Here is a 24113-nt window from a genome sequence, read left to right on the forward strand (position 1 = left end):
GCCGCCCACTGCCGGTCCGACAGCCAGAACTCTCCCGCCATGACCCAAGCTCCGCTACCCAGCAGCTTGAATCACAGCCCGCCGCGCCGCGCCTAGAACTGATTGGGTTTGGAGCCTAGCGGCGCCCGCGCTTCGTGGCCGGCGGCTCGGGCTCCGGCCCCGCGGCGCGGGCCAGGACCAGGCCGAAGGCGGCGCGCGCGGGCACGTCGAGCCGCCGGTAGTGGCGCAGCAGCGCCTCCTCATCCGGCGCCAGCAGGCCGAGCTCGCCCTGCGGTTCCTCCAGCATGGCGGCCGGGATGAGGTCGCCGGGCTCCAGCCCCAGCACGAACACCTCATCCACATCGAGGGCGGCGGCGAGACGGCGCAGCGCCTGGCCGCGGGGCAGCGCGCCTTCGCCGCGCAGCAGCGCCGCCAGGCTGCCGGGCTTGAGCCCGGCCGCGGCCTCCACCTCCTCCGCCGCCAGGCCCAGGCGGTCCAGGCGGCCATCGATGCGGGCGATGATCTCGGGGTTCGGTTCCATGGCCCGGCATAGCGCAGTGGGCGGGGCCGGGCCATTTCCACGGATCGCACGCGTTCAATAGGCCGCGCCGGGGACAGGGAATGTCGCGGTTGCCGGCCGCCAGGCAGCTTCCTTGCCGTGGTGGCAGGGCGCGGCGAAATTTCACTGGCGGAATCTGTTTAACCTTGACGGCGCGTGGTTTCGGGCGCATCTCACGGCTGCTGAACGAGGATCGCGCATCGTGCACCCGCCCCTGACCCTGATCGTCGCCCCGGCCCGCCCGGCCCCGCGGCGAATGTGGCGCTGTCGCCGCGGCTGACGGCCGCCCCCGACATCCCCCCAGGTCACGATTCCGGAGTGCTTCCCATGATCGAATCCCGCCCCATCGACATCGACGGCCGCTTCGTCGGCGTCGCCGTCAACGCCTCCCTCTCCTGGCATTTCGTCGCGATCGACCCGGTGCTGGACGATCTGCACGGCACGCATTTCGCCAGCGCCGAGGAAGTGGCGCGCGTGGCGCGGCTGGTGCTGGCCCGCGCCACGCGGCGCGTGCATTGAGGCCGGGGCCCCGTTCCACCCGCCATTCCTGATGTCGTTCCGCCTTCCACGCCGCCGGGCGCCGGCCCGGCGCCCCCCGCACCATGGCTGACCTGCTCGCGCAGAGGGTTGCCGCGCGCCCGGCGGCGCGCCACATCGCCGGCGCCATGCCGGACACACCCTCCCCCGCCGTGATCCCCGCCGCGGTCCCCGCCGCTGTTCCTTGGGCGATCACGCTGGATCGCCTGACCAAGCGCTTCGCGCGCGGCAACACGCTGGCGCTGGACGATGTCTCGCTCAGCGTGCGGGAAGGCGAGGTCTTCGGCATCGTCGGCCGGTCCGGCGCGGGCAAGTCCACGCTGATCCGCTGCGTGAACCTGCTGGAACGCCCCGATAGCGGCCGCGTGACCGTGCTGGGGCAGGACCTGCCGGCGCTGGACGATGCGGGGCTGCGCGCGGCGCGGCGCGGCATCGGCATGGTGTTCCAGCACTTCAACCTGCACACGCGCCGCACGGTGGCGGAGAATGTCGCCTTCCCGCTGGAAGTGGCCGGCCTGCCCGCCGCGGAACGCCGCGCGCGCGTGGCGGAGATCCTGCCCCTGGTGGGGCTGGAGGCGAAGCGCGATGCCTATCCCGCGCAGCTCTCCGGCGGGCAGAAGCAGCGCGTCGGCATCGCGCGCGCGCTGGCATCCCGCCCCCGCATCCTGCTCTGCGACGAGGCGACGAGCGCGCTGGATCCCGAGACGACGCGGGAGATCCTGGCGCTGATCCGCGACCTGCGCGCGAAGCTGGACCTGACCGTGCTGCTGATCACGCATGAGATGGCGGTGGTGAAGGCCATCTGCGACCGCGTGGCGGTGATGGAGGCGGGGCGCGTGATCGAGCAGGGGCCCGTCTTTTCCGTCTTCACGCGGCCGGAACATGCGACGACGCGCAGCTTCGTGGCGGAGGTGATCGGCCATGGCCTGCCCGCCAGCACGCTGGCGCGCCTGCCCGCGCCCCGGCCCGGGGAGAAGCGGCGCCTGGCGCAGGTGGTCTTCACGGGGCCGAACGCGACCCGCGCCGTGGTCAGCGAGGCGAGCCGCGACTTCGGGCTCGACATCAACATCGTCTCCGGCCGCGTCGATGACATCGCGGGGGAGCCCTTCGGCGTGATGGCGCTGGCGGCCTATGGCCCCGATGGCGCGGTGGATGCGGCCTTCGGCTGGATGCGGGACCTGGGGCTGACGGTGACGGAGATCGCGGCATGAGCTGGCTGGCCCCCGCGCTGCAGGACCTGCTGATCGAGGCGCTGTGGGACACGGCGCTGATGGTGGGCGCCGCCGCCGCCATCGCGGTGGCGATCGGCCTGCCCATCGCGCTGCTGCTGCATGCGACGGCGCCGGGCGGGCTGGCGCCGAATGCTTGGCTCAACCGGCCGCTCGGCCTGGTGGTGAATGCCACGCGCTCCACGCCCTTCATCATCCTGATGGTGGCGATCGTGCCCTTCACGCGGCTGGTCGCCGGCACCTCCATCGGCACCGGCGCGGCCATCGTGCCGCTGGCGCTGGCGGCGACGGCCTTCCTGGCCCGGCTGTTCGAGAATGCGCTGCGCGAGGTCGATCCCGGCGTGATCGAGGCCGCACGCGCCATGGGCGCCACGCGGATGCAGATCGTGGCCAAGGTGCTGGTGCCGGAAGCGCTGCCGGGCCTGGTGGCGGCGACGACGGTGGCGCTGGTCTCGCTGGTCGGCTTCTCCGCCATGGCGGGCGCGGTGGGCGGCGGCGGGCTGGGTGACCTCGGCATTCGTTTCGGCTACCAGCGCTTCATGCCGGAGGTGATGGCGACCGTCGTCGTCATCCTGATCGTCTTCGTCCAGGCGCTGCAGTCGTTCGGCGACTGGCTGGTGCGCCGGCTGTCGCATCGTTGAACAAGAAGGAACACGCCATGATCACCCGTCGCACCCTGGCGCTGGCCGGCGCCGCCCTGCCCTTCGGGGCCTCCATCGCCGCGGCGCAGGATATCGGCAGCGCGCAGCGGCCGCTGCGCATCGGCGTCACCGCCGGGCCGCATGCGCAGGTGATGGAGAAGGTGCGGGAGATCGCGGCGCGCGAGGGCCTCGCGATCCGCATCGTGGAGTTCCAGGACTTCATCCAGCCGAATGCCGCGCTGGCGGCGGGCGACCTGGATGCCAACAGCTACCAGCACCAGCCCTTCCTGGACCAGCAGGTGCGCGACCGGCGCCTGCCGCTGGTGAGCGTGGCGAAGACGATGATCTTCCCCATGGGCCTCTATTCCCGCCGCCACCGCGCGGCCAGCGCCATCCCGGCCGGCGGGCGCGTGGCCATCCCGAACGACCCGACCAATGGCGGCCGCGCGCTGGTGCTGCTGGCGGCCAACGGGTTGTTCAAGCTGCGCGACGGCGCCGATTTCCGCGCCACCGTCGCCGACATCACGGAGAATCCGCGCCGCATCCGCGTGGTGGAGCTGGAGGCGGCGCAGCTGCCGCGCGTGCTGGACGAGGTGGAGGCCGCCACCATCAACACCAACTTCGCCATCCCCGCCGGGCTGAACCCGGTGCGGGACGCGATCGCCCTTGAATCCAGCGAAAGCCCCTATGCCAACCTGATCGCCGTGCGCCAGGCGGATGCGCAGGCGGCCTGGGTGCGGCGCCTGGTCGCCGCCTACCAGACGCAGGAGGTGAAGGACTTCGTCCAGGCCACCTTCCAGGGCGCCGTCATCCCCGCCTTCTGAGGAGAAGCATCATGCAGCGTCGCGCCATCCTGACCCTTCCGGCCCTGGTGATCCCGGGCCTTGCCGCCGCGCAGGCGCCGGAGCTGGGCACGGCGGCGCGGCCGCTGCGCGTCGGCGTCACGCAGGGCGTCCATGGCCAGACCTTCGAGAAGGTGCGGGAGGTGCTGGCGCGGGACGGCTTCGTGACGCGCGGCATCGAGTTCGGCGACTTCATCCAGCCCAATGCGGCGCTGGCGGCCGGCGACCTCGATGCCAATGCCTACCAGCATTTGCCCTTCCTGGAGGCGCAGCGCGCGCAGCGCGGCTATGACTTCGTGCCGGTCGGCAAGACGGTGCTGACCTTGATGGGCGTCTTCTCCCGCCGCCATCGAGACCTGGCCGCGCTGCCCGCCGGCGCGCGCATCGCCATCCCGAACGACCCGACCAATGGCGGCCGCGCGCTGCTGCTGCTGGCGGAAGCCGGCGTCTTCCGGCTGCGCGCCGGCGCCGACCATCGCGCGACGGTGGCCGACATCACGGAGAACCCGAAGCGCATCCGCATCGTGGAGCTGGAGGCCGCTTCCATCGTGCGGGCGCTGGAGGATGTGGACGCCGCCGCCATCACCGGCAATTTCGCCGTGCCCGCGGGGCTCAACCCGCTGCGCGACGCGCTGGCGCGGGAGACGGCGCAGAGCGTCTATACCGTGCTGGTCGTGGTGCGGCGCGCGGATGCGGAACGCCCCTGGGCGCGGCGGCTCGCGCAGGGCTATGCGCATCCCGAGGTGAAGGCCTTCGTGGAGGCCACCTTCGGTGGCGCGGTGATCCCCGGTGCGTGACCGCAAGCTCCATCTGGGCGCCTTCATGCGCCCGGTCAGCATCCATACCGGCGCCTGGCGCTACCCCGGCGCCTGGGCGGATGCGAATTTCAGCTTTCCGCGGCTGACATACCTGATCCAGCGGCTGGAGGCGGCGAAGTTCGACGCCTTCTTCATGGCCGACCACCTGGCGCTGCTGAACATGCCGATCGAGGCGCTGCGCCGCAGCCACACCGTCACCAGCTTCGACCCGCTGACCCTGCTGCCCGCGCTGGCGGCGGTGACGGAGCGGATCGGGCTGATCGCGACGGCATCGACGACCTACAACGATGCCTATCACGTCGCGCGCAAATTCGCCTCGCTGGACCATATCAGCAATGGCCGCGCGGGGTGGAACCTGGTGACCACCGCCAATCCCGATGCGGCGCTGAACTTCGGCCATGACGCGCACATGGCGCATGGGGAGCGCTACAAGCGCGCGCGGGAATTCTACGACGTCGTCACCGGCCTCTGGGACAGCTTCGCCGACGATGCCTTCATCCGGGACCAGGAGAGCGGCATCTTCTGGGACCCCGCGCGGATGCATGTGCTGGACCACAAGGGGCCGGAACTGTCGGTGCGCGGGCCGCTCAACGTGGCGCGGCCGGTGCAGGGCTGGCCGGTGATCGTGCAGGCCGGCGCCTCCGATGCCGGGCGGCAGATCGCGGCGGAGACGGCGGAGATGGTCTTCGCCGCGGGCGGGCGGCTGGAGGATGCGCAGGCCTACTACGCGGATGTGAAGGCGCGCGCCGCCGCCTACGGCCGCGATCCCGATCGCATCAAGATCCTGCCCGGCGCGCTGGTCATCGTGGGCGACACGGTGGAGGAGGCGCGGGCGAAGCACCGGCACCTCGACAGCCTGGTGCATCTGGAAAGCGCGATCGGCTCGCTCTCCGTGGCGCTGGGCGTGGATGCGCGGCAATTCGACCTCGACGCGCCGCTGCCCGAGATTCCGGAGACGGAGGGCGGGAAATCCGGCCGCGAGCGCGCCATCACCCTGGCGCGGCGGGAGGGGCTGACCGTGCGGCAGCTGGCGCAGCGGCTGGGCGGCTATGGCGGGCTGGCGCTGGTGGGCACGCCCGCGACCATCGCGGATGAGATGGAGCAGTGGCTGGATGGCCGCGGCTGCGACGGCTTCAACGTGATGTTCCCCTTCGTGCCCGCGGGGCTCGAGGAATTCTGCGACCGGGTGGTGCCGGAGCTGCAGCGGCGCGGCCTGTTCCGGACGGAGTATGAGGGCACGACGCTGCGCGACCACCTGGGCCTGGAGCGGCCGGCGAACCGCTTCTTCCCGGCCTGACTCAGGCGGGGCGGCGGTTCCAGGGCATCGCCGCCAGCGCCTTCGCCATGGGGCAGAGGCCGGTGATGCCGGCCATCACCAGCCCGGCGCCGACGAAGCCGGAGAGCGCGATGAAGCCGGGGCTGACCGTGGCCGCCAGCACCGCGCCGAGCAGCGCGAGACCGCCCGCCACGATCTGCACCTGGCGCATCAGCGGCAGCGGCGCGCGCCGGTCCTCCACCAGCGCCACGCCGGCGGCGCGCAGCGCGGCCAGCCCGCCTTCCACCGCATAGGCCGTGCGCCCCTCCGCCATCGCCGCCAGCGCGGCGCCGCCTTGCCGGGTGCGGGCGCCGGAGGCGCAGTGGAAGAGCAGTACCTCGCCCGCCGGCAGCCGGGCTTGGCCGAGGCCGGAGAGCGGCAGGGCGGCGGAGCCGGGGACATGGGCGCGGGCGCGCTCATCCGCCTCCCGCAGATCGACCAGCGTGGCGCGGCCCTGGCGCAGCAGGGCGGCGGCCTCGGCGGCGGGGATCGAGGGCAGGGACATGGCGGTATCCTTGAGGGGCGGGCCCGGCGGCCCAACATGCATCTTCACTAAATTAGCATTCTCTTATATGAAGGGAAGAGCCCGATGACCGAATCCCTCACCCTGCCCTGTCCCCATTGCGCCGCGACCAACCGCGTGCCGGCGGCGCGGCTGGCCGACGGCCCGCGCTGCGGCGCCTGCCACCAGCCCCTTTTCACCGGCCGGCCGCTGGCGCTGGACGAGGCGGGGTTCCAGCGGCATCTGCGCCTGTCCTCCATCCCGCTGCTGGTGGATTTCTGGGCCTCCTGGTGCGGCCCCTGCCGCGCCATGGCCCCGGCCTTCGAGGCCGCGGCGGCCGAGCTGGAGCCGGCGATGCGGCTGGTGAAGGTCTCGACCGAGGAAGCGCCGGCGCTGGCCGCGCGCCTGCAGATCACGAGCATCCCAACCCTCGCGCTGTTCCACGGGGGGCGGGAGGTCGCGCGCCAGGCCGGGGCACTCCCGGCCCGGCAGATCGTCACCTGGGCCCGGAGCCACCAGGCCCGCTAGGAAGGAGCCCATCCCATGACCCGCAATGTCGGTGGAATCGACCGCCTGCTACGCCTCGTGGCCGGCGCCGTGCTGCTCGCGCTCGGTGCCTTCGGGCCGCTGGGCTGGTGGGGGTTGATCGGGCTGGTGCCGATCGGCACGGCGCTGGCGGGGTTCTGCCCGCTCTACCCGCTGCTTGGCATCAACACCCGCGGCCGGGCCGCCTGACGTCAGGCGATATCGCCGCAGAACAGGTCCTTCAGCGTGCCGATCAGCGCCGCCACGCGCGGATCGGCGATGCGGTAGTGGATGGTGGTGCCGCTGCGGCGCGTCGCCACCAGCCCGTCATCGCGCAGCTTCGCCAGGTGCTGGGAGAGCGCGGGCTGGGACAGGCCGACATGGGCGGCCAGGCTGCCCACGCTCGCCTCCCCCTCCACCAGCAGCTGGCACAGCAGCAGCAGGCGCCGTTCATTGCCGAGCAGGCGCAGCAGCGCCGCCGCTTCCGCGGCGCGTTCCTGCATCAGCGCCGCGCCGGGCGCGAGGACGGCTTCGGGCATGGGTGCATCCGGCATCGCCGCGATGATGTGGGCCGGGGCGGGGGCAATCAAGCGCGCGATGATTGCGAATGGTTCTCATTTGCGGCATGATCGGGGTGCATAGCAGGACAAGACCCTTGACCGAGACAGCGCCCCCGCCCGACCCCCTTCCCCCGCAATCCCCCACGCTGACCAGCGAGGCGCTGCTGCAGGGCGCGCGGGAGGCGGTGATCCTGCATGCGGGGGAGGTCTATCGCCTGCGCCTGACCAGCAAGGACAAGCTGATCCTGACGAAATAGGCGGCGGCCGGAGGATTGCCGCCCCGGGGCCGGCGCGGCACCTTCCCCGCCTCCAGGAAAGGCGGGGACACCGGCAATGGCGCAATGGCTGAAGCGTTCGATCGCGGCGGATGACAAGGAAGCCGCCCAGGCCCAGGTGCGCGCCACCGTCGAAGGCCTGCTGGCCGATATCGCGAAGCGCGGCGACGCTGCGGTGCGGGAGATGTCGGCCAGGTTCGATGGCTGGGACCGCAGCGATTTCCGCCTGACGGACGCCGAGATCCGCGCCTGCCTGTCGGAACTGCCGGCGCGCGCGCTGGACGATATCCGCTTCGCGCAGGAGCAGGTGCGCAACTTCGCGCAGCACCAGCGCGAATCGATGCGCGACGTGGAGGTGGAGACGCTGCCGGGCGTCGTGCTCGGCCATCGCAACATCCCCGTCAATTCCGTCGGCTGCTACGTGCCGGGCGGCAAGTATCCGCTGCTGGCCTCCGCCCATATGTCCGTCGTGACCGCGAAGGTGGCGGGCGTGCCGCGCATCGCCACCTGCGCGCCGCCCTACAACGGCAAGCCCGCGCCGGCGATCGTGGCCGCGCAGCACCTGGCCGGCGCGGATGAGATCCGCGTGCTCGGCGGCGTGCAGGCCGTGGGCGCCATGGCGCTGGGGACGGAGAGCATCGCGCCCGTGGACATGCTGGTCGGCCCCGGCAATGCCTATGTCGCGGAGGCCAAGCGGCAATTGTTCGGCCGCGTCGGCATCGATCTCTTCGCGGGCCCGACGGAGACGCTGGTGATCGCGGACGACACGGTGGATGGCGAACTCTGCGCCACCGATTTGCTCGGCCAGGCGGAACACGGCCCGACGAGCCCCGCCATCCTGCTGACGGATTCGGAAAAGCTGGCGCGCGACACGATGCGGGAGGTGGAGCGCCTGCTGACCGTGCTGCCGACCGCCGCCATCGCCGCCAAGGCCTGGGCCGACTATGGCGAGGTGATCCTCTGCGCGGACAAGGCGGAGATGCTGCGGGAGGCCGATCGCATCGCCTCCGAGCATGTGCAGGTCATGACCAGCGACGACGATTTCTTCCTGAAGAACATGACCAACTACGGCGCGCTGTTCCTCGGCCCGCGCACCAACGTCTCCTACGGCGACAAGGTGATCGGCACCAACCATACGCTGCCGACGCTGGGCGCGGCGCGCTACACGGGCGGCCTCTGGGTCGGCAAGTTCCTCAAGACCGTCACCTACCAGCGCGTGCTGACGGATGAGGCGAGCGCGATGGTCGGCGCCTATTGCTCCCGCCTCTGCATGCTGGAGGGATTCGTCGGCCATGCGGAGCAGGCAAATATCCGGCTGCGGCGCTATGGCGGGCGCAACGTGCCCTATGGGCAGGCGGCCGAATGAGCGCGTCCGATCGTCGGAGGGCGGAGCCTGCGGAGCAGGCGAGCACCGGAGGCGTGAATCGGCCGCGCCACGCGATGGAATTGCCGAAGACGCCGTCCTTCCGCCTGGACGGGCGCCGCGCGCTGGTGACGGGCGCGGGGCGCGGCATCGGCCTCGCCGCGGCCTCCGCCCTGGCGGAGGCGGGCGCGCATGTCGTGCTGGCCGCGCGGTCGGCGGAGGAGATCGGGCAGGCGGCGGAGGCCATCCGCGCCGAGGGCGGATCGGCGGAGGCGCTGGCGATGGATGTCAGCGACATCGACGATGCGAGCGCGAAGATCGCGAAGGCCGGGCCCTTCCACGTGCTGGTGAACAATGCCGGCACCAACCGCCCCGCGCCCTTCCCGGACGTCACGCCCGGCGATTTCGACGCGGTGATGAACCTGAATGTCCGCGCCGCCTTCTTCGTGGCGCAGGCGGTGGCGAAGGGGATGATCGGGGCCGGCATCCCGGGCTCCATCATCCATGTGTCGTCGCAGATGGGGCATGTCGGCGGGGCGCGGCGCAGCGTCTATTGCGCCTCCAAATGGGCGATGGAGGGCATCGCCCGCGCCATGGCGATCGACCTGGCGCCCCATGGCATCCGCGTGAACACGCTCTGCCCCACCTTCATCGAGACGCCGATGACGCGGCCCTTCCTGCAGGATGAGGGCTTCAAGGCGAGCGTGCTGCAGAAGATCAAGCTCGGCCGGCTGGGCCAGGTGGAGGATCTGATGGGCGCGATCCTGTTCCTGGCCGGCGACGCGGCCGGGCTGATGACGGGGTCGTCGCTGCTGGTGGATGGGGGCTGGACGGCGGGCTAATCCGGCCGCGCGCCGGATTCCTGCACCACGCGGGACCACTTCGCCGCATCGGCCAGCACCATGCGCGCGAAGGCATCCGGCGTGCCGCCGGCGATGTCGCCGCCTTCCTGCCGCACGCGATCCGCGACGCCGGGGGCGCGCAGCGCTTCATTCGCCGCGGCATTCAGGCGCAGCACCACGCCGGCGGGCGTGCCGGCCGGCACGAAAAGCCCGTACCAGGTGTTGGCGTCAAATCCGGGAAAACCCTGCTCCCCGATGGTCGGGATCTCCGGCAGCACGGGGCTGCGCCGCGCGGCGGAGACGGCGATGGCGCGCAGCCTGCCGTCGCGGATGTTGGACAGCGCGGTGGGGACGGAGGACATCATCAGCGGCACGCGCCCCGCGATCACATCCGTCACCGCCGCCGCCGCGCCGCGATAGGGCACATGGGTGAAGCGGATGCCGGCCACGCCCTGGAACAGCTCCCCCGTCAGGTGGGAGACGGTGCCGTTGCCGGGGGTCGCGAGGTGCAGCCCCTCCCGCGTCGCGCGCGCGGCGGCGACCACGTCCTGCAGGTTGCGGAAGGGCGAGCCCTCCCCCACCACGACGACATTCGGCGCATCCGCCAGCTGCACCACCGGGATGAAATCCCGCTGCGTGTCGAAGGGCAGCCGCGCATAGAGCGAGGGGTTGATGGCGAAATGCGCGGTCTGGCCGAGCAGCACCGTGTAGCCATCCGGCGCCGCTTTTGCCACCGCATCGACGGCGATGTTGCCGCCGGCGCCGGCACGGTTCTCCACCACGAAGGGCTGGCCGAGGATCGCGCCCATGCGGTCCGCGATGACGCGGGCGATGACATCCATGCCGCCGCCGCCCGTGCCCGGCACCACCATGCGGATGGGCCGCGCGGGCCATTCCTGCGCATGGGCGCTGGCGGGCAGCAGCGCGGCCGCCAGGGCGGCCAGGCCCCGGCGGCCGAAGGCGGGCGGGCGGGCGTCTCGCATCGTCTCTCTCCCTCGTTCTCGTTCTTCTTCGTGGCAGGCGGGTCCCTACTGCGCCGGCACCATCAGGTCGGGCGGCGGCGCCAGGCCGGTCTCGGTGCCGGATTCAGGGACGGAGCCGCCATAGAGCAGCCCCTCGATCAGCTTCGGCACCGTCGCGGTGGGGTCGAGGATCGGCAGCCCGTGGCTGGGCGCGATCACCTTCACGTCGAGCCGTTCCACCAGCAGGCGCAGCCGGTCCACATAGGGGTTCATGTCCGTGAACTTGGTCCAGAACAGCGCGCGATCCGCGAAGACGGCGGAGACATCGGGCAGGTCGAGCGAGGAGGCTTCCTCCGCGCAGAGCCCGCAATGGCCATCCTCGTGGTAGTGGCTGTAGGCGAAGCCGTCGCCGGGGAAGAGCACGCGGCCGCCGCTGTCGAAGCCCCACCAGGTGGTGCGGAGGTCGCGGATCACCGGCTCCACCGCCACGAAGTCGCGCCCGCCGAGCGGGATGCGGTCGCCTTCCTTCATCGGCAGCAGGCGATGCTCGAATTGCGGGAAGGCCAGGTGGTAGTCGCTGACATCGCCGCAGAGCAGCGCGTCGGGATACCGGCTCAGCACGCGGCCCAGGCCGCCGGCATGCGGCGTTTCCTGATGCGTCACGAAGAGGTATTTCAGCGGCGCGCGCGTCGCCAGGATCTGCTGCATCTGGCGGTCGATCAGCGGGAAATCCTTGGGATGCCCGGTCTCCATCAGCATCGACGCCTCCGTCCCGCAGATCAGGAAGGCGGCGTTGTAGGTGTGGTAGATCTTGCCCTTGGCGCGCTGTTCCAGGCAGTCGCCCAGCCAGAAGACGCCCGGCGTGATCTCCCGCGGCAGCGGGTTCGGTCGGTTCATGGCGATCACCTGATCTCGTCGCGGTCGATGTAGCGGGAGGGGACGGTGCCGCGGGCGAGCCCGGCCAGCACCTCGTCCATCATCTCGAATTGCCGGCGCACCACGTCCCGCCCGCGCAGCACGCGGCCATAGCCGGGCGCGATGGTGGTGATGTCGTGGCGATCCATCACCTCCCGCAGCTTGCGGCGCAGCTGCTCCGTCTCGCCCCCTTCCAGCCACCAGTAGCGGGTGTTGAGGAGGAAGCTGCGGAGATGCGCGGGGCCGCGGAGGTCCTCGGCGCGCGTCACGCTCCAGGGGCCCTCGGCCTCGTCGCTCCATTCCTGCGTGAAGCTGTCGGAGGTGAAGAGCGTGCGCGTCGCGCGGTCATACAGCCAGCGCGTGCCGATCAGGCGGATCGGCGCCTGGAAGGCATCGACGGGACGGGCATCGCCAGCGCCGACCTGCAAGGTCTGCACCCGCGCGACCAGCGTGGTCTTCATGGGCTTCGCGACGGCGCCGGCCTTGTCCGACCGCCCGCCGAAATCCACCCAGAGCGCGGCGTCCGGATTGCCGGAATAGCACTGCTCCACCTCGAAATGATCGGCGATGACCTCGACGTTGCAGACGGACATGAATTCGTTGAGGCGCAGCGGATAGACGCTGAGCGGCGTGCCCGGCCGCAGCACGCTGGCGAGCTGCGCGATGATGCCCTTCGCATGGGCGGTGAAGCCGGTGTCCAGCATCAGCGCGGCATCGGGCTCCACCAGCAGGTAGCAGTTCACCGTGGTGAAGCCGCGCGCATTGGCGGGGTAGGAACTCATCCGCCCATCCAGCGGGCAGAGGCTGCGCAGCACATAGAGCCGCCCCGGCACCAGCTCCTCGACACCCGGTGCCAGCGTGTCCGCCACATCCATCAGCATGTGCGTTTCTCTCCCATGGTGGGAAGTTGAGACGCCGCGCCTTGTGGGGGCAAACGACTTATGGTCACCTCCCCTTTGAGGAAAAGTCACAAGGGAGGGGCCTCGGCCATGCGCCTGCCGCCGCTGAATGCGGTGCGCGTCTTCGAGGCCGCGGGCAGGCTGAACAGCTTCAGCCGCGCGGCGGCGGAGCTGCATGTGACGCCGGGCGCGGTCAGCCGGCAGGTGGCGAAGCTGGAGGATTTCCTGGGCCAGGCGCTGTTCCAGCGCGGCGCGGAGATGCGGCTGACGGAGGCGGGCGAACGCTACCTGCCCGTGGTGCGGGATGCGCTGGAACGGCTGCGGGACGGCACTCAGGCCATCGCGGCCGGCGGCCAGGCGACGCTGCATATCTGGGGATCGCGCTTCTTCATCCGGCTGTGGCTGCTGCCGCGCCTGCCCGCCTTCCAGGCGCTGCACCCCGGCCTGCCCGTGCGCATCACCACCGCGCTGCCGGAGGATGAGCCGCCAGCCGACATGGATGTGGCGATCGGGCCGGACCGGCCGGCGCTGGCCGGGCTGCGGTCCCACAAGCTGCTGGACCGCATCGTCGTGCCGGTGTGCAGCCCGGACTATCTGCGCCACGCCGCACCGCTGCGCACGCCGCAGGACCTGGCGCACCACGCGCTGCTGCAGACGCCGCGCGATGCCGATGACTGGCAGCGCTGGTACGCGCTGACCGGCGCGCCGCCGGTGCGGCTGCCGCGGCCCATCACCTTCACCAGCACGGACATGGCCTATAGCGCCGCGCTGGACGGGCTCGGCATCGCGCTCGGCCGGCTGGGCTTCATCGAGGCCGACCTCCAGGCCGGGCGCCTGGTGCAGCCTTTCGACGTGGCGCTGCGCGCGCAGGGCGCCTTCCACCTGATGATCCGGGAGGCCGATCCCCTGCCCGCCCGCATCGCGATCTTCCGCGACTGGATCCTGGCGCAACTGGACAGCCCCGCGCCCAGCCGATAAAGGTCATAACACTGACCTAAGATGAGGGGGAACGCGGCATGACGCTGGAGGAGCTCGACGCGCTGGATGACGGCGCCTTCCGCCTGCATGTCCGCGCCTGGGTGGAGGCGAATACGCCGGAGGAGCTGCGCTTCCCCCGCCGCCGCCTGCATTGGCATGAGAACCGCCCCTGGTACCTGGCGCTGTCGCGGCAGGGATGGCTGGCGCCGGCCTGGCCCCGCGAATACGGCGGCATGGGGCTGGGCGCGGCGCGGCAGCTCATCATGATCGAGGAGTTCGAGCGCCATGGCTGCCCGCGCGTCAGCGACATGGGCGTGCTCATGCTCGGGCCGCTGCTGCTGAAGCATGGCAGCGAGGAACAGAAGCGCCGCTTCCTGCCGCGCATCCTCTCGGGCGAGGACATCTGGGCGCAGGGCTATTCGGAACCCGATGCGGGGTCGGACCTGGCGGCGCTGCGGCTGGAGGCGGTGCTGGATGGCGACCATTGGGTGCTGAACGGGCAGAAGACCTGGATCACCTTCGCCAATGACGCCAACTGGATCTTCGTGCTCGCCCGCACCGACAAGGCGGCGAAGAAGCAGGAGGGGATCAGCTTCCTGCTGATGCCGACCGCGACGCCGGGCATCACCATCCGGCCCATCCTCAACCTCGACCAGCATGACGAGTTCTGCGAGGTCTTCTTCGACAATGTCCGCGTGCCGCGCGACATGCTGGTGGGGGAGGTCAACAAGGGCTGGACCTATGCCAAGGCGCTGCTGGGCTTCGAGCGCATCGCCATCGGCAGCCCGCGGCTTTCGGCGAATGCGCTGGCGGCGATGAAGCGCCTGGCGGAGAGCATGGGCCGCGCGGATGACCCCGCCTTCCTGGAGATGCATGCGCGCTTCCGGCTGGAACTCGCGGACCTCAAGGCGCTGTACGAACGCTGCGCCGCGGCGCTGAAGCGGGGCGAGACGCTGGGCGCCGAGCCCTCCATGCTGAAGCTGGTGGCGACCGAGCTGTTCCAGCGCATCACCGATGCGATGCTGGAGCTGGCGGGCGACCATGCGGGGCTGCTGGACCCGATGCCGGGCGCCGCGCTGCATCCCGCGGGGCAGTTCCTGATCGCGCGGCCCTCCACCATCTTCGGCGGATCGTCGGAGATCCTGCGCAACGTGCTCGCGCGCGGGCTGCTGGAGCTGCCGGCATGAGCGGCCCCCTTCCCCGCCTTCGCGTGCTGGACATGACGCGGGTCTTCGCCGGGCCGTGGTGCGCGCAGATCCTGGGCGATTTCGGCGCCGATGTCGTGAAGGTGGAACAGCCCGGTACGGGCGACGATGTGCGCCGCATGGGGTTCCGCAGCGCGGATGGCGGGGGCGAGACCTCCTCCTTCCAGGCGGTGAACCGCAACAAGCGCGCCATCGCGATCGATATCGGCAGGCCGGAGGGCCAGGCGACGCTGCGCGCGCTGGTCGCGAAATCCGATGTGTTCATTGAGAACTTCAAGGCTGGCGGCCTGGCGAAATACGGGCTGGACTATGCGAGCCTCAGCGCGCTGAACCCGCGGCTCGTCTATTGCTCCATCACCGGCTTCGGGCAGGACGGGCCCTATGCGCCGCTGCCGGGCTATGACCCGGTCTTCCAGGCGATGAGCGGGCTGATGAGCATCACCGGCGTGCCGGATGGCCAGCCGGGCGCGGGGCCGAACCTGGTGGGGTACAGCGTCTCTGACATCAATGCGGGGTTCTACGCCACCATCGCCATCCTGGCGGCGCTGCACCATCGCGACACCATCAGCGGGAAGGGGCAGCATATCGACCTGGCGCTGCTGGATGCGCAGATCGCGGCGCATTCGCACATCGCGATGAACCACCTGGTCTCCGGCCGCATGCCGGTGCGGGCCGGCGCGGCGAGCCAGATCAACACGCCCTGGCAGGCCTTCGAGACGGCGGACCGGCCACTGATGGTGGCCATCGGCAACGACAAGCAGTTCGCCCAGTTCTGCCGCGTGCTGGGGCTGCCCGATCTGCCGGCCGATGAGCGCTACACGACCAACCGCGCGCGCATGGCGAACAAGCCGACCCTGCTGCCGGCCTTGCAGGCCGCCTTGATGACGAAGCCGGCGCGGGACTGGATGGATGCGCTGAACGAGGTCGGCGTCGCCTCCGGCCCCATCAATGATTTCGGCGCGGTGGCAGAGGATCCGCAGGTGCAGCATCGACGGATGTTCCGGCAGTTGCCGGGACAGGATGGTGCGGCGCTGCCGATGATCGCGAACCCCGTGAACTTCTCCGACACGCCCGTCGATTACCGCCGGCCGCCGCCACGCCTCGGCGAACACACGGATGAGGTGCTGCGCGACTGGCTGGGAGAGGATGCATGAGCGACAGCTACGCCGAGCGGCAGGAAAGCATCCGCCTGGTACGCGACAGCGCGGCCGCCGTGGTGCCCGGCGATTTCCGCCGCATCCGCGATCTGCGCTTCACCGAAGCGGGCTTCGATGCCGCGACCTTCGCGGAGATGGCCGCCATGGGCTGGCTCGCGCTGCGCGTGCCCGAGGATGCCGGCGGCGCGGGGCTCGGCATGGCGGAATATGTGGCGCTGGCGGAGGCGCTGGGCCGCGGGCTGGTGCCGGAACCGCTGATCCCGGGCGTGCTCTCCGCCACGCTGCTGGCGGCGGCGGGCGAAACACCGCCGGAGGACTTCGTCGTGACCGGCTGGCAGGAGGCCGCGGACCGGCTGGCGGCACCGGGCACGCCGGATGCGGCGCGCGTCTTCGTGCCGATGGCGCGCGGCGCCGCGCGGGTGCTGCTGCCGGTGCGGGAGGCATCGGGGCTCGCGCTGTATGAAGCCTCGGCGCTGCCGCTCGATGTGCAGATGCTGCAGGATGGCGGGCATGTCGCGACGCTGCGCCCGGTGCTGGCCGACGCGCGGCGCATCGCGGATGACGTCGCGGCCGCGATGGACCAGGCGCTAGACGAGGCGGCGCTGGCGACGGCGGGCTATCTGCTCGGCGTGATGGAGCGGAGCTTCGCCATGACGCTCGACTATCTCCGCACGCGCCGCCAGTTCGGCAAGGCGATCGGCAGCTTCCAGGCGCTGCAGCACCGCGCGGTCGATCTGCAGCTGCAGATCACGCTGACGCGGGCGAGCGTGGAGGATGCGGCGGCGGCGCTGGATGCCGGCGCCACCGTGCCGCAGCGCCGCGCCGTGGTCAGCCGCGCCAAGGCGCGGGCGGCGGAGGCATCGATGCTGGTGACGCGCAGCGCCGTGCAGCTGCATGGCGCCATCGGCTACACCGACGAATACGATGTCGGGCTCTTCGTGCGGAAGGCGATGGTGCTCGCCAACAGCTTCGGCTCCGCGCAGCTCCACCGCCGCCGCTTCGTGGCGGAGATGGCGGAGGAGGACTAGCGCTCGCCCAGCTTCGTCACGCCGCATTCCTCGGCCAGCCTGTCGAGCTGCGCCATCAGCGGCGCGGGCAGCGGCACGCCCTGCGCGGCGCGTTCGCGGCGGCGCGCGGCGCGCATCTCGCCGGGCAGGCGGATGCGTTCCACGCCGGGCAGCTTCGCCGATCCGCGCAGATCCTCGAGGTGGCGCGTCACCTCCGCCTGGAAGGCCTTGGGGTCCAGGAAGCGCGCGACATCGAGGGCGATGAGGACGTGCCCCGTCTCCGTCACCGTGCGGTCATCGGCGTTGAAATCCACCACGTCCCGCCCGAAGGCCGCGCGGTTCAGCGGGCCCGCGAGCAGCCCCAGCATCAGCGCCAGCCCGCTGCCCTTGTAGCCGCCGATGGGCAGCAGGATGCCATCCTTGCTGCGCTTCGGGTCGGTCAGCGGCTCGCCGGTCTTCGCATCCACCATCCAGCCTTCCGGCATCGGCGTGCCCAGCAGCGCATGGCCCTTCACCGTGCCGTAGGAGACGACGGTGGTCGCCATGTCCAGCACCACCGGATCAGCATCCCCCATCGGGATGGCGATGGCGAGCGGGTTGGTGCCGAGCAGGCTGTCCGTGCCGCCCCAGGGCGCCATGTGGTTGGCACTCGCCACGACGGTGTAGATGCCGATCATGCCGGCCGGCAGCGGCAGGCAGGCATGCACCGCGCCGCTGCCCGCATGGTTGGATCGCCGCGCGCCGACCCAGGCGATGCCGGCCTCCTTCGCGATCTCCACCGCCGTCTCGCCGGCCTGGGACATCACCAGGTGGCCGAGGCCGTTGTCGCCCTCCACCATCGCCACCGCCGGCGCCAGGCGCTTCACGGTGATGGCGGGGCGCGGGTTGGAGCCACCGGCCCGCAGGCGGCGGACATATTGCGGCAGGCGGAAGATGCCGTGGCTGTCGGCGCCGGTCAGGTCGGCCTCCACCATCAGCTCGCCCGCACGGCGCGCATGGGCGTCGCTGAAGCCTTCATGCCGGAAGACATCGGCGACGAAGCCGATCATCGCCTCCGCGCGATAGCGCGGCAGGGTGGCGGCCAGGGTGTCCTCGATCGCCATCGTCTCAGCCCTCCAGCTTGAAGAAGCGGCGGGCATTGCCTTCCAGCAGCTTCGCGCGCACGGCCGCGTCGGGGATCGCTTCCTCGATCTCCTCCACCCCGCGCGTCGTGCCCATGTCGAAGGGGTAGTCGGTGCCGAAGACGATGCGGTCCGCGCCCACTTCCTCCAGCAGGAAGCGCAGCGGGCCGGGGGCGTGGGTGATGCTGTCATAGACGAAGCGCGCCAGGCTCTCCGCCGGGTCGCCCTTCAGCCGCACATGCGGCTCCTTCCGCACCTTCCAGCCATGGCGGAAGCGGCCCGCCTGGAAGGGCGTGAAGCCGCCGGCATGGGAGAGGCAGAAGCGGATATTCGGATGCCGCTCGATCACGCCGCCGAAGACCAGGGAGGCCGCGGCGATCGTCGTCTCCAGCGGGTTGCCCACCAGGTTCGTCAGGTAGTAGCTGCCCATGCGCTGCGCGGCGACGACCTTGTGCGGATGCACCAGCACGAAGAGGCCGTGGCGGTCCGCCACTTCCCACACCGGGTCGAGCGCGAGGTCGTCCAGGTTCCGCCCCGCGACGTTCGATCCCACATGCAGGCCGCGCAGCCCATGCGCGGTGATGGCACGCTCCAGCGTGGCGGCGGCGCGCGTGGGCGACTGCATCGCGACCGTCGCCATGCCGATGAAGCGCGTGGGATGGGCGCGGACCAGCGCGCCGATGGCCTCGTTCTGGATTTCGCTGACGGTATCGGCCAGCGCGCCATCGGCCTCATAGAGGAAGGTGTGCGGGATGTTGCAGACCACATGCATGTCCACGCGCTGCGCCGCCATCTCCGCGAAGCGCCGTTCCAAATCCCAGGCCGACCGCGGGAAGGGGTTCTGCTTCACGTCGAGGATTTCCAGCACCGCGCTGTCGTCATCCACCCGCGTCAGCCTGGGCGCGAGGGAGGGAACCTCCTTCGCGATGGCGGCGATCATCGCCTCCGTCAGGATGTGTGTGTGGCTGTCGATCACGGTCATGGCGGTCCCCCCGGCTCGTCCCGCGCGGGCGGCCTTCCCGCCTAGTGAACGTCCGCTGAGCTTTCGGTCAAGATGCGGGATTGCTTGACATGCGCCGGCGGCCGGATTGTCCTGGGAACAATCAGGGAGGAACCGTCGATGCGTCGCTGGCTGCTGGCCGCCTTGCTTGCCCTTTTCGCCGTGCCGGCGGCCGCCCAGACGGATCGCCCGATCCGCGTCATCATGCCGCTCGCGGCGGGCAGCGCCGTCGATGTCGTGGTCCGCATCGTCGCGGAACGGATGGGGGAGACGCTGGGCCAGCGGCTCGCGATTGAGAACATGACGGGCGCATCGGGCATGATCGGCATGCGCACCGGCGCGCGGGCGGCGCCGGACGGGCTGACCCTGCTGGCGGTGAACGACGCCGTGCTGACCATGCTGCCCAACATGAATTCCCAGGCGGGCTATGACCCGCTGAGGGATTTCGCGCCCATCGGGCAGATCGTGCGCATCCGCTGGGCGCTGGTGGCGCATCCCTCCTTCGCTGCCACCACCGTGCCGGCGCTGATCGAGGCCGCGCGCGCCCGGCCGGGGCAGATCGACTATGCCTCCGGCGGCGCGGGCAGCCCGCAGCATGTGGCGATGGAGATGTTCCTGCAGGCCGCGGGGCTGCGCATGAACCACATCAGCTATCGCGGCGCGACGCCGGCGCTGACGGCGGTGACGGCGGGCCAGGTGCCGGTCGGCTTCTTCGGCCTGCCGACGCCCAATGCCTTCGTGCGGGACGGGCAGCTGCGGCTGCTGGGCACCGCGGGCCCGGCGCGGATCGACACCTTCCCCGATGCACCGACCATCGCGGAAAGCGTGCCCGGCTTCACCTTCCACACCTGGGGCGCCTTCCTGGCGCCGGCCGGCACGCCCGCGCCGGTGGTGGCGCGCATCAACGCCGCGCTGCGGGAAGCGGTGAACCACGCGCCCGTTCGGTCCCGCCTGGAACAGCTGGGCTATGAGGTCGTGGGCAATACGCCGGATGCCTTCGCCGCCGCGCTGGCCAGCGACCACGCGACGATGGGCGCGCTGATCCGCAGCGCCAACATCACCATGGAATGAGGGGAGACCGACGCATGCTGACCCGAAGGCATCTGCTGGGCGCGGCCGCCACGCTGGCCGCCCTGCCCGCCACCGCGCAGCCCGCCTGGCCGTCCCGCCCCGTGCGCCTGGTGGTGCCGCTGGTGCCCGGCGGCACCACGGACCTGATCGCGCGCGTGATCGCGGAGCCGCTGTCCCGTGCCATCGGCCAGCCCGTGGTGGTGGAGAACCGCGCCGGCGCCAATGGCTGGATCGCGAACGACTATGTCATGCGCGAAAGGCCCGATGGCCACACGCTGATCGTCAACAACGTCTCCACCCATGGCATCAACTCCGCCATGGCGCCGGCCGACCGCCCGCTGGTGCCATCGCGCGGCCTGGTCGGCATCACCAACCTGATCGAGGCGCCGCAGGTGATGCTGGCGCCGGCGGATTTCCCGGCCACCACGCTGGCGGAATTCGTGGCCCGGGCAAAGGCGGCGCCGAACCCGCTGGTCTTCGCCTCGGCGGGTGTCGGGTCCTACCAGCATATCGACCTCGAGGCCTTCGCGAAGCGCGCGGGCATCACGCTGGTGCATCTGCCGCTGCGCGGCGCGGGTGAGATGGTGCCCGTCATCCTGCGCGGCGATGCGCAGATCACGGAGTTCAACCTGGTCTCCGCCCTGCCCCACATCCAGTCCGGTCGGCTGCGGGCGCTGGCCGTCGTCTCCCATGAAAGGCTGCCGCAGCTGCCGGATGTGCCGACCACGGTGGAGGCCGGGTTCCCCGACCTCGTCACCACCTTGTGGAACGGCCTCTTCGCGCCGGCGGGGACGCCGGAGGCGATCGTCACCGCGCTGCACGGCCATGTCACGCGCATCCTGCGCGATCCGGACGTGGCGGGCGGCCTGCTGCGCCAGGGCGTGCGCATCACGCCGAGCGAGACGCCCGCCGCCTTCGCCGACTATGTCGCGCGCGACGTCGCGCGCTGGACGGCGCTGACGCGGGAATTCGGCATTACCGCGAACTGACTTGTTGCCGTGATCCACGCGGGATAGCCTTTTCCCCAAGCCGGCCCCGGACCACCGGGAAGCGCGGCGATGGAGGAAATGGACATGCCGAGGATCACGGTGAATGGCCGTGTGACGGAGGTCGATGCCGACCCCGCCACGCCGCTGATCTATGTCCTGCGCAACGATCTCGCGCTGAATGGTCCGAAGCTCGGCTGCGGTCGCGCGCAATGCGGCGCCTGCACCGTGCTGGTGGATGGCCATGCCGCGCGGTCCTGCCAGGTGAAGCTCGGCGATGTCGCCGGCGCGCAGCAGGTCACGACGCTGGAAGGCCTCGGCACGCCGGAAGCGCCGCATGCGCTGCAGGCCGCCTTCATCGCGGAGCAGGCCGCGCAATGCGGCTACTGCACCAGCGGCATGATCATGCAGGCGGCGGCGCTGCTCGCTGAACGCCGCGCCGGCCTGACGGAGGCGCAGGTGGCGGAGGCGCTGGACCACAACCTCTGCCGCTGCGGCACGCAGCCGCGCATCGTCCGCGCGGTGATGCGCGCCTCTCGCCAGCAGGGGGCCTGAGCCATGGGTGTGCAGACCCCGACCCGCCGCGGCTTCGTCGCGGGCCTCGCCGCCGGCGCCGCCGGGCTCGCCATCGGCTTCCGTCTGGACGCCGCCGCACAACCGGCCGGCCCGCCGATGCTGCGTGCCAATCCGCGGCTGGACAGCTGGGTGCGCATCACGCCGGATGGCCGCATCACGGTGCTGACCGGGCGCGTCGAGTTGGGCCAGGGCGTGCTGACCGCCATGCGGCAGATCGCGGCGGAGGAGCTGGATGTCGCGCCCGCGCGGCTGGAGCTGATCTCCGGCGACACGGCGGAGACGGCGAATGAGGGCGTCACCGCCGGCAGCCAGTCCATCAAGTTCGGCGGCGAGGCGCTGGCCGTGGCCTGCGCCGATGCGCGCGCCACGCTGGTCAACGTCGCGGCCGAGGCCTGGGGCGTGGAGCGCGCCGCGCTCAGCGTGACGGATGGCGTGATCGAGGGTATCGGCGGGCGCCGCATGACCTATGCGGAAGCGGCCGGGCGCGTCTCGCTGGTGCGGCCGGCGAACCTGGCGGCGCAGCGCAAGCCGCCGCATGCGGGGACCGTCATCGGCACCTCGCTCCCCCGCACCGACATCCCGGCCAAGGTCTTCGGCCAGCAGGTCTTCATCCATGACCTGCGGCCGGAGGGCATGCTGTTCGGCGCCGTCGCGCGGCCGCCCGCCTATGCGGCGCGGCTCGTCTCGCTCGACATGGGCTGGGCGGAATCGCTGCCGGGTGTCGTGAAGGTGGTGCGCGATGGCAGCTTCATCGGCGTGATCGCGCGGCGGGAGGAACAGGCGAATGACGCCGCGCGCAAGATCACCGCGGCGGCGCAGTGGCGCGACGGCGAGGCGATCTTCGGCGGCAAGTCGGTCTTCGAGCATCTGACGACGCAGCCCGCCTTGACCCGCACAATCCACAGCAAGGAGGCGCCGGCGGGAACGGCCGCGCGCAGCCATGCGGCGGAGTATCGCCGCGGCTTCCAGGCGCATGCCTCCATCGGCGCCTCCTGCGCGCTGGCGAAGTTCGAGGAGGGCCGGCTCACCGTCTGGTCCCATGCGCAGGGCCCCTTCCCGCTGCGGGGCGACCTGGCGCGGGGGCTGCGCATGGACCCGGCCGCGATCCGCGTGATCCACGCGCAGGGCTCCGGCTGCTATGGCCATAACGGCGCGGATGACGTGGCGCTGGATGCGGCGCTGCTCGCCCGCGCCATGCCAGGGCGCCCCATCCGCGTGCACTGGACGCATGAGGAGGAGATGGTGTGGGAGCCCTGGGGCTCCGCCATGGTGGTGAAGCTGCAGGCGGCGATGCGCGCGGATGGCAGCATCGCCAGCTGGGGCCATGACGTCTGGTCCTTCCCGCACTCCACCCGGCCCGGGGAGCGCGAGGGCTGCAACCTTCGTTCGGCCTGGTATCTGGAGAGTCCCGTCCCGCCCTCGCCCATCGTGGATGGCGCGCTGCCGAATGGCGCCTCCGCCCGCAATGCCGTGCCGATCTACGATTTCCCCGGCCAGCGCGTGACGACGCATTTCCACACCGCCATGCCGGTGCGGACATCGGCGCTGCGGACGCTGGGCGGCTACTTCAATGCGGTGGCGGCGGAGATGTTCATCGACGAATGCGCCTCGCTGGCGGGTGTCGATCCCGTGTCGTACCGCATCCGCCACCTGGCGGACCAGCGGCTGGTGGCCGTGCTGCGCAAGGCCGTCGAGATCAGCGGCTGGCAGCCGCGGCCCGTGGTGATGGGGCGCGGCAATGCGCAGGGTGCGCGGCTGGTCGGCACCGGTGTCGGCATGACGAAGTACAAGAACAGCGACAGCCACGTCGCCGTCGTGGCCCGCGTCAGCGTCGATCCTGCAACGGGTGTCGTGAAGCTGGAGAAGATGTGGGCGGCGACGGAGGCGGGGCGCGCCATCAACCCCGACGGCATCGCCAACCAGATCGAGGGGGGCATGGTGCAGGCGGCGTCCTGGACGCTGCTGGAGGAAGGGCGCTGGGACCGCAACCGCATGGTGAGCGAGGATTACCACGCCTATCCCATCATCGATTTCGACCGCATCCCGCCGATCGAGAGCGTGCTGATCGACCGGCCGGACCTGCCCTCCCTCGGGGTCGGCGAGGGCAGCCAGGGCCCGACCGGTGCGGCCATCGCCAATGCCATCCTGGATGCGACGGGGCGGCGCGTGGCGGAGATCCCCTTCACGCCCGAACGGGTGCTGGCGGCGTTGAGGGCCTGACCGCGGCGGCGGCGGGGCGCTACACTCGG

At 71.2% G+C, this 24113-nt stretch carries 27 protein-coding genes; 19 read left to right on the top strand and 8 right to left on the bottom strand.

Annotated features, from left to right (window positions below; all coding sequences use genetic code 11):
• Nucleotides 1–115: 115 nt before the first annotated feature.
• A complete protein-coding gene (locus JJI54_RS27380) occupies nt 116–520 on the bottom strand; it encodes a helix-turn-helix domain-containing protein (RefSeq protein ID WP_203076606.1) in 405 nt (134 codons plus the stop codon).
• 345 nt (nt 521–865) lie between these two features.
• Between JJI54_RS27380 and JJI54_RS27385 the strand changes: the two genes are divergently transcribed.
• The 6 genes from JJI54_RS27385 to JJI54_RS27410 all read left to right on the top strand — a co-directional run bounded on the left by JJI54_RS27385 (nt 866) and on the right by JJI54_RS27410 (nt 5902).
• The gene (locus JJI54_RS27385) at nt 866–1057 is read left to right on the top strand and encodes a hypothetical protein (protein WP_203076607.1); all 192 of its coding nucleotides are present in this window, start codon (nt 866–868) and stop codon (nt 1055–1057) included.
• Nucleotides 1058–1140: 83 nt separating this feature from the next.
• Entirely contained in the window at nt 1141–2286 is a 1146-nt protein-coding gene (locus JJI54_RS27390; protein WP_226382177.1) for a methionine ABC transporter ATP-binding protein, read from the top strand.
• 5 nt (nt 2287–2291) lie between these two features.
• Nucleotides 2292–2945 carry a methionine ABC transporter permease gene (locus JJI54_RS27395; protein ID WP_456305619.1) on the top strand — a complete coding sequence of 218 codons (654 nt, stop codon included), beginning with the start codon at nt 2292–2294 and terminating at the stop codon, nt 2943–2945.
• A 17-nt stretch (nt 2946–2962) separates the two neighbouring features.
• Nucleotides 2963–3769, top strand: a complete 807-nt coding sequence (locus tag JJI54_RS27400; RefSeq protein WP_203076609.1) for a MetQ/NlpA family ABC transporter substrate-binding protein — start codon at nt 2963–2965, stop codon at nt 3767–3769.
• An 11-nt stretch (nt 3770–3780) separates the two neighbouring features.
• A complete protein-coding gene (locus tag JJI54_RS27405; RefSeq protein WP_203076610.1) occupies nt 3781–4584 on the top strand; it encodes a MetQ/NlpA family ABC transporter substrate-binding protein in 804 nt (267 codons plus the stop codon).
• Entirely contained in the window at nt 4577–5902 is a 1326-nt protein-coding gene (locus tag JJI54_RS27410) for an LLM class flavin-dependent oxidoreductase (protein ID WP_318987596.1), read from the top strand. Before JJI54_RS27405 ends, JJI54_RS27410 begins: the two co-directional genes overlap by 8 nt.
• Nucleotide 5903: 1 nt before the next feature.
• On the opposite strand, the gene JJI54_RS27415 is transcribed toward JJI54_RS27410, so the two are convergent.
• Entirely contained in the window at nt 5904–6425 is a 522-nt protein-coding gene (locus JJI54_RS27415; RefSeq protein ID WP_203076611.1) for a rhodanese-like domain-containing protein, read from the bottom strand.
• Between the two features lie 84 nt (nt 6426–6509).
• Here JJI54_RS27415 and trxC point away from each other — a divergent pair, with 84 nt between their 5' ends.
• Together trxC and JJI54_RS27425 are read left to right on the top strand one after the other, a co-directional pair.
• A complete protein-coding gene (trxC, locus tag JJI54_RS27420) occupies nt 6510–6950 on the top strand; it encodes a thioredoxin TrxC (protein ID WP_203076612.1) in 441 nt (146 codons plus the stop codon).
• 15 nt (nt 6951–6965) lie between these two features.
• Complete coding sequence (locus JJI54_RS27425) at nt 6966–7157, top strand: YgaP family membrane protein (RefSeq protein WP_203076613.1); 192 nt, start codon at nt 6966–6968, stop codon at nt 7155–7157.
• Nucleotides 7158–7159: 2 nt separating this feature from the next.
• On the opposite strand, the gene JJI54_RS27430 is transcribed toward JJI54_RS27425, so the two are convergent.
• Nucleotides 7160–7486 (bottom strand): ArsR/SmtB family transcription factor, encoded by a 327-nt coding sequence (locus tag JJI54_RS27430; RefSeq protein ID WP_203076614.1) that lies wholly within the window; start codon nt 7484–7486, stop codon nt 7160–7162.
• A 116-nt stretch (nt 7487–7602) separates the two neighbouring features.
• Here JJI54_RS27430 and hemP point away from each other — a divergent pair, with 116 nt between their 5' ends.
• The 3 genes from hemP to JJI54_RS27445 all read left to right on the top strand — a co-directional run bounded on the left by hemP (nt 7603) and on the right by JJI54_RS27445 (nt 9987).
• Complete coding sequence (gene hemP / locus JJI54_RS27435) at nt 7603–7764, top strand: hemin uptake protein HemP (RefSeq protein ID WP_226382178.1); 162 nt, start codon at nt 7603–7605, stop codon at nt 7762–7764.
• Between the two features lie 76 nt (nt 7765–7840).
• Nucleotides 7841–9148: a histidinol dehydrogenase gene (gene hisD / locus JJI54_RS27440; protein WP_203076616.1), complete on the top strand. Its 1308-nt coding sequence runs from the start codon at nt 7841–7843 to the stop codon at nt 9146–9148.
• 53 nt (nt 9149–9201) lie between these two features.
• A complete protein-coding gene (locus JJI54_RS27445; protein ID WP_318987597.1) occupies nt 9202–9987 on the top strand; it encodes an SDR family NAD(P)-dependent oxidoreductase in 786 nt (261 codons plus the stop codon).
• On the opposite strand, the gene JJI54_RS27450 is transcribed toward JJI54_RS27445, so the two are convergent.
• The 3 genes from JJI54_RS27450 to JJI54_RS27460 are packed head-to-tail and all read right to left on the bottom strand — an operon-like array spanning nt 9984 to nt 12745.
• Nucleotides 9984–10970 (bottom strand): tripartite tricarboxylate transporter substrate binding protein, encoded by a 987-nt coding sequence (locus JJI54_RS27450; protein WP_203076617.1) that lies wholly within the window; start codon nt 10968–10970, stop codon nt 9984–9986. The genes JJI54_RS27445 and JJI54_RS27450 overlap by 4 nt on opposite strands.
• Nucleotides 10971–11015: 45 nt before the next feature.
• A complete protein-coding gene (locus JJI54_RS27455) occupies nt 11016–11846 on the bottom strand; it encodes an MBL fold metallo-hydrolase (RefSeq protein ID WP_203076618.1) in 831 nt (276 codons plus the stop codon).
• Nucleotides 11847–11851: 5 nt separating this feature from the next.
• Nucleotides 11852–12745 (bottom strand): MBL fold metallo-hydrolase, encoded by an 894-nt coding sequence (locus JJI54_RS27460; RefSeq protein WP_203076619.1) that lies wholly within the window; start codon nt 12743–12745, stop codon nt 11852–11854.
• A gap of 108 nt (nt 12746–12853) precedes the next feature.
• Here JJI54_RS27460 and JJI54_RS27465 point away from each other — a divergent pair, with 108 nt between their 5' ends.
• The 4 genes from JJI54_RS27465 to JJI54_RS32860 are packed head-to-tail and all read left to right on the top strand — an operon-like array spanning nt 12854 to nt 17131.
• Nucleotides 12854–13741: a LysR substrate-binding domain-containing protein gene (locus JJI54_RS27465; protein ID WP_203076620.1), complete on the top strand. Its 888-nt coding sequence runs from the start codon at nt 12854–12856 to the stop codon at nt 13739–13741.
• A gap of 38 nt (nt 13742–13779) precedes the next feature.
• The gene (locus tag JJI54_RS27470; RefSeq protein WP_203076621.1) at nt 13780–14928 is read left to right on the top strand and encodes an acyl-CoA dehydrogenase family protein; all 1149 of its coding nucleotides are present in this window, start codon (nt 13780–13782) and stop codon (nt 14926–14928) included.
• Nucleotides 14925–16100: a CaiB/BaiF CoA transferase family protein gene (locus JJI54_RS27475; protein ID WP_203076622.1), complete on the top strand. Its 1176-nt coding sequence runs from the start codon at nt 14925–14927 to the stop codon at nt 16098–16100. The genes JJI54_RS27470 and JJI54_RS27475 overlap by 4 nt, the downstream gene beginning before the upstream one ends.
• Nucleotides 16097–17131 carry an acyl-CoA dehydrogenase family protein gene (locus JJI54_RS32860; RefSeq protein WP_203076623.1) on the top strand — a complete coding sequence of 345 codons (1035 nt, stop codon included), beginning with the start codon at nt 16097–16099 and terminating at the stop codon, nt 17129–17131. Before JJI54_RS27475 ends, JJI54_RS32860 begins: the two co-directional genes overlap by 4 nt.
• Here the strand turns inward: JJI54_RS32860 and JJI54_RS27485 are convergent.
• Both JJI54_RS27485 and JJI54_RS27490 read right to left on the bottom strand, forming a co-directional pair.
• The gene (locus JJI54_RS27485; RefSeq protein ID WP_203076624.1) at nt 17128–18213 is read right to left on the bottom strand and encodes an Ldh family oxidoreductase; all 1086 of its coding nucleotides are present in this window, start codon (nt 18211–18213) and stop codon (nt 17128–17130) included. The genes JJI54_RS32860 and JJI54_RS27485 overlap by 4 nt on opposite strands.
• Nucleotides 18214–18217: 4 nt before the next feature.
• Entirely contained in the window at nt 18218–19213 is a 996-nt protein-coding gene (locus JJI54_RS27490) for an amidohydrolase family protein (protein WP_203076625.1), read from the bottom strand.
• 138 nt (nt 19214–19351) lie between these two features.
• Between JJI54_RS27490 and JJI54_RS27495 the strand changes: the two genes are divergently transcribed.
• The 4 genes from JJI54_RS27495 (at nt 19352) to JJI54_RS27510 (ending at nt 24084) form a co-directional block, all read left to right on the top strand.
• The gene (locus tag JJI54_RS27495) at nt 19352–20302 is read left to right on the top strand and encodes a Bug family tripartite tricarboxylate transporter substrate binding protein (RefSeq protein ID WP_203076626.1); all 951 of its coding nucleotides are present in this window, start codon (nt 19352–19354) and stop codon (nt 20300–20302) included.
• A gap of 14 nt (nt 20303–20316) precedes the next feature.
• On the top strand, nt 20317–21291 hold the full coding sequence (locus tag JJI54_RS27500; protein WP_203076627.1) for a Bug family tripartite tricarboxylate transporter substrate binding protein: 975 nt from the start codon (nt 20317–20319) through the stop codon (nt 21289–21291).
• 84 nt (nt 21292–21375) lie between these two features.
• Entirely contained in the window at nt 21376–21843 is a 468-nt protein-coding gene (locus JJI54_RS27505) for a (2Fe-2S)-binding protein (RefSeq protein ID WP_203076628.1), read from the top strand.
• A gap of 3 nt (nt 21844–21846) precedes the next feature.
• On the top strand, nt 21847–24084 hold the full coding sequence (locus JJI54_RS27510) for a xanthine dehydrogenase family protein molybdopterin-binding subunit (RefSeq protein WP_203076629.1): 2238 nt from the start codon (nt 21847–21849) through the stop codon (nt 24082–24084).
• Nucleotides 24085–24113 lie beyond the last annotated feature (29 nt).

Origin of the sequence: Falsiroseomonas ponticola (genome assembly GCF_016805305.1) — a bacterium.
Lineage (GTDB): Bacteria > Pseudomonadota > Alphaproteobacteria > Acetobacterales > Acetobacteraceae > Falsiroseomonas > Falsiroseomonas ponticola.

Excerpts from the sequence above, each read along its gene's own strand:
- JJI54_RS27470 (WP_203076621.1), top strand. The coding sequence starts at position 13,780 with ATGACGCTGGAGGAGCTCGACGCGCTGGATGACGGCGCCTTCCGCCTG.
- JJI54_RS27415 (WP_203076611.1), bottom strand. The coding sequence starts at position 6,425 with ATGTCCCTGCCCTCGATCCCCGCCGCCGAGGCCGCCGCCCTGCTGCGC.
- JJI54_RS27495 (WP_203076626.1), top strand. The coding sequence starts at position 19,352 with ATGCGTCGCTGGCTGCTGGCCGCCTTGCTTGCCCTTTTCGCCGTGCCG.
- JJI54_RS27500 (WP_203076627.1), top strand. The coding sequence starts at position 20,317 with ATGCTGACCCGAAGGCATCTGCTGGGCGCGGCCGCCACGCTGGCCGCC.
- JJI54_RS27490 (WP_203076625.1), bottom strand. The coding sequence starts at position 19,213 with ATGACCGTGATCGACAGCCACACACACATCCTGACGGAGGCGATGATC.
- JJI54_RS27475 (WP_203076622.1), top strand. The coding sequence starts at position 14,925 with ATGAGCGGCCCCCTTCCCCGCCTTCGCGTGCTGGACATGACGCGGGTC.
- JJI54_RS32860 (WP_203076623.1), top strand. The coding sequence starts at position 16,097 with ATGAGCGACAGCTACGCCGAGCGGCAGGAAAGCATCCGCCTGGTACGC.
- JJI54_RS27455 (WP_203076618.1), bottom strand. The coding sequence starts at position 11,846 with ATGAACCGACCGAACCCGCTGCCGCGGGAGATCACGCCGGGCGTCTTC.
- JJI54_RS27505 (WP_203076628.1), top strand. The coding sequence starts at position 21,376 with ATGCCGAGGATCACGGTGAATGGCCGTGTGACGGAGGTCGATGCCGAC.
- JJI54_RS27405 (WP_203076610.1), top strand. The coding sequence starts at position 3,781 with ATGCAGCGTCGCGCCATCCTGACCCTTCCGGCCCTGGTGATCCCGGGC.
- JJI54_RS27390 (WP_226382177.1), top strand. The coding sequence starts at position 1,141 with ATGGCTGACCTGCTCGCGCAGAGGGTTGCCGCGCGCCCGGCGGCGCGC.
- JJI54_RS27425 (WP_203076613.1), top strand. The coding sequence starts at position 6,966 with ATGACCCGCAATGTCGGTGGAATCGACCGCCTGCTACGCCTCGTGGCC.
- JJI54_RS27465 (WP_203076620.1), top strand. The coding sequence starts at position 12,854 with ATGCGCCTGCCGCCGCTGAATGCGGTGCGCGTCTTCGAGGCCGCGGGC.
- JJI54_RS27485 (WP_203076624.1), bottom strand. The coding sequence starts at position 18,213 with ATGGCGATCGAGGACACCCTGGCCGCCACCCTGCCGCGCTATCGCGCG.
- JJI54_RS27400 (WP_203076609.1), top strand. The coding sequence starts at position 2,963 with ATGATCACCCGTCGCACCCTGGCGCTGGCCGGCGCCGCCCTGCCCTTC.
- JJI54_RS27380 (WP_203076606.1), bottom strand. The coding sequence starts at position 520 with ATGGAACCGAACCCCGAGATCATCGCCCGCATCGATGGCCGCCTGGAC.
- hisD (WP_203076616.1), top strand. The coding sequence starts at position 7,841 with ATGGCGCAATGGCTGAAGCGTTCGATCGCGGCGGATGACAAGGAAGCC.
- JJI54_RS27430 (WP_203076614.1), bottom strand. The coding sequence starts at position 7,486 with ATGCCCGAAGCCGTCCTCGCGCCCGGCGCGGCGCTGATGCAGGAACGC.
- JJI54_RS27450 (WP_203076617.1), bottom strand. The coding sequence starts at position 10,970 with ATGCGAGACGCCCGCCCGCCCGCCTTCGGCCGCCGGGGCCTGGCCGCC.
- trxC (WP_203076612.1), top strand. The coding sequence starts at position 6,510 with ATGACCGAATCCCTCACCCTGCCCTGTCCCCATTGCGCCGCGACCAAC.
- JJI54_RS27510 (WP_203076629.1), top strand. The coding sequence starts at position 21,847 with ATGGGTGTGCAGACCCCGACCCGCCGCGGCTTCGTCGCGGGCCTCGCC.
- JJI54_RS27460 (WP_203076619.1), bottom strand. The coding sequence starts at position 12,745 with ATGCTGATGGATGTGGCGGACACGCTGGCACCGGGTGTCGAGGAGCTG.
- JJI54_RS27385 (WP_203076607.1), top strand. The coding sequence starts at position 866 with ATGATCGAATCCCGCCCCATCGACATCGACGGCCGCTTCGTCGGCGTC.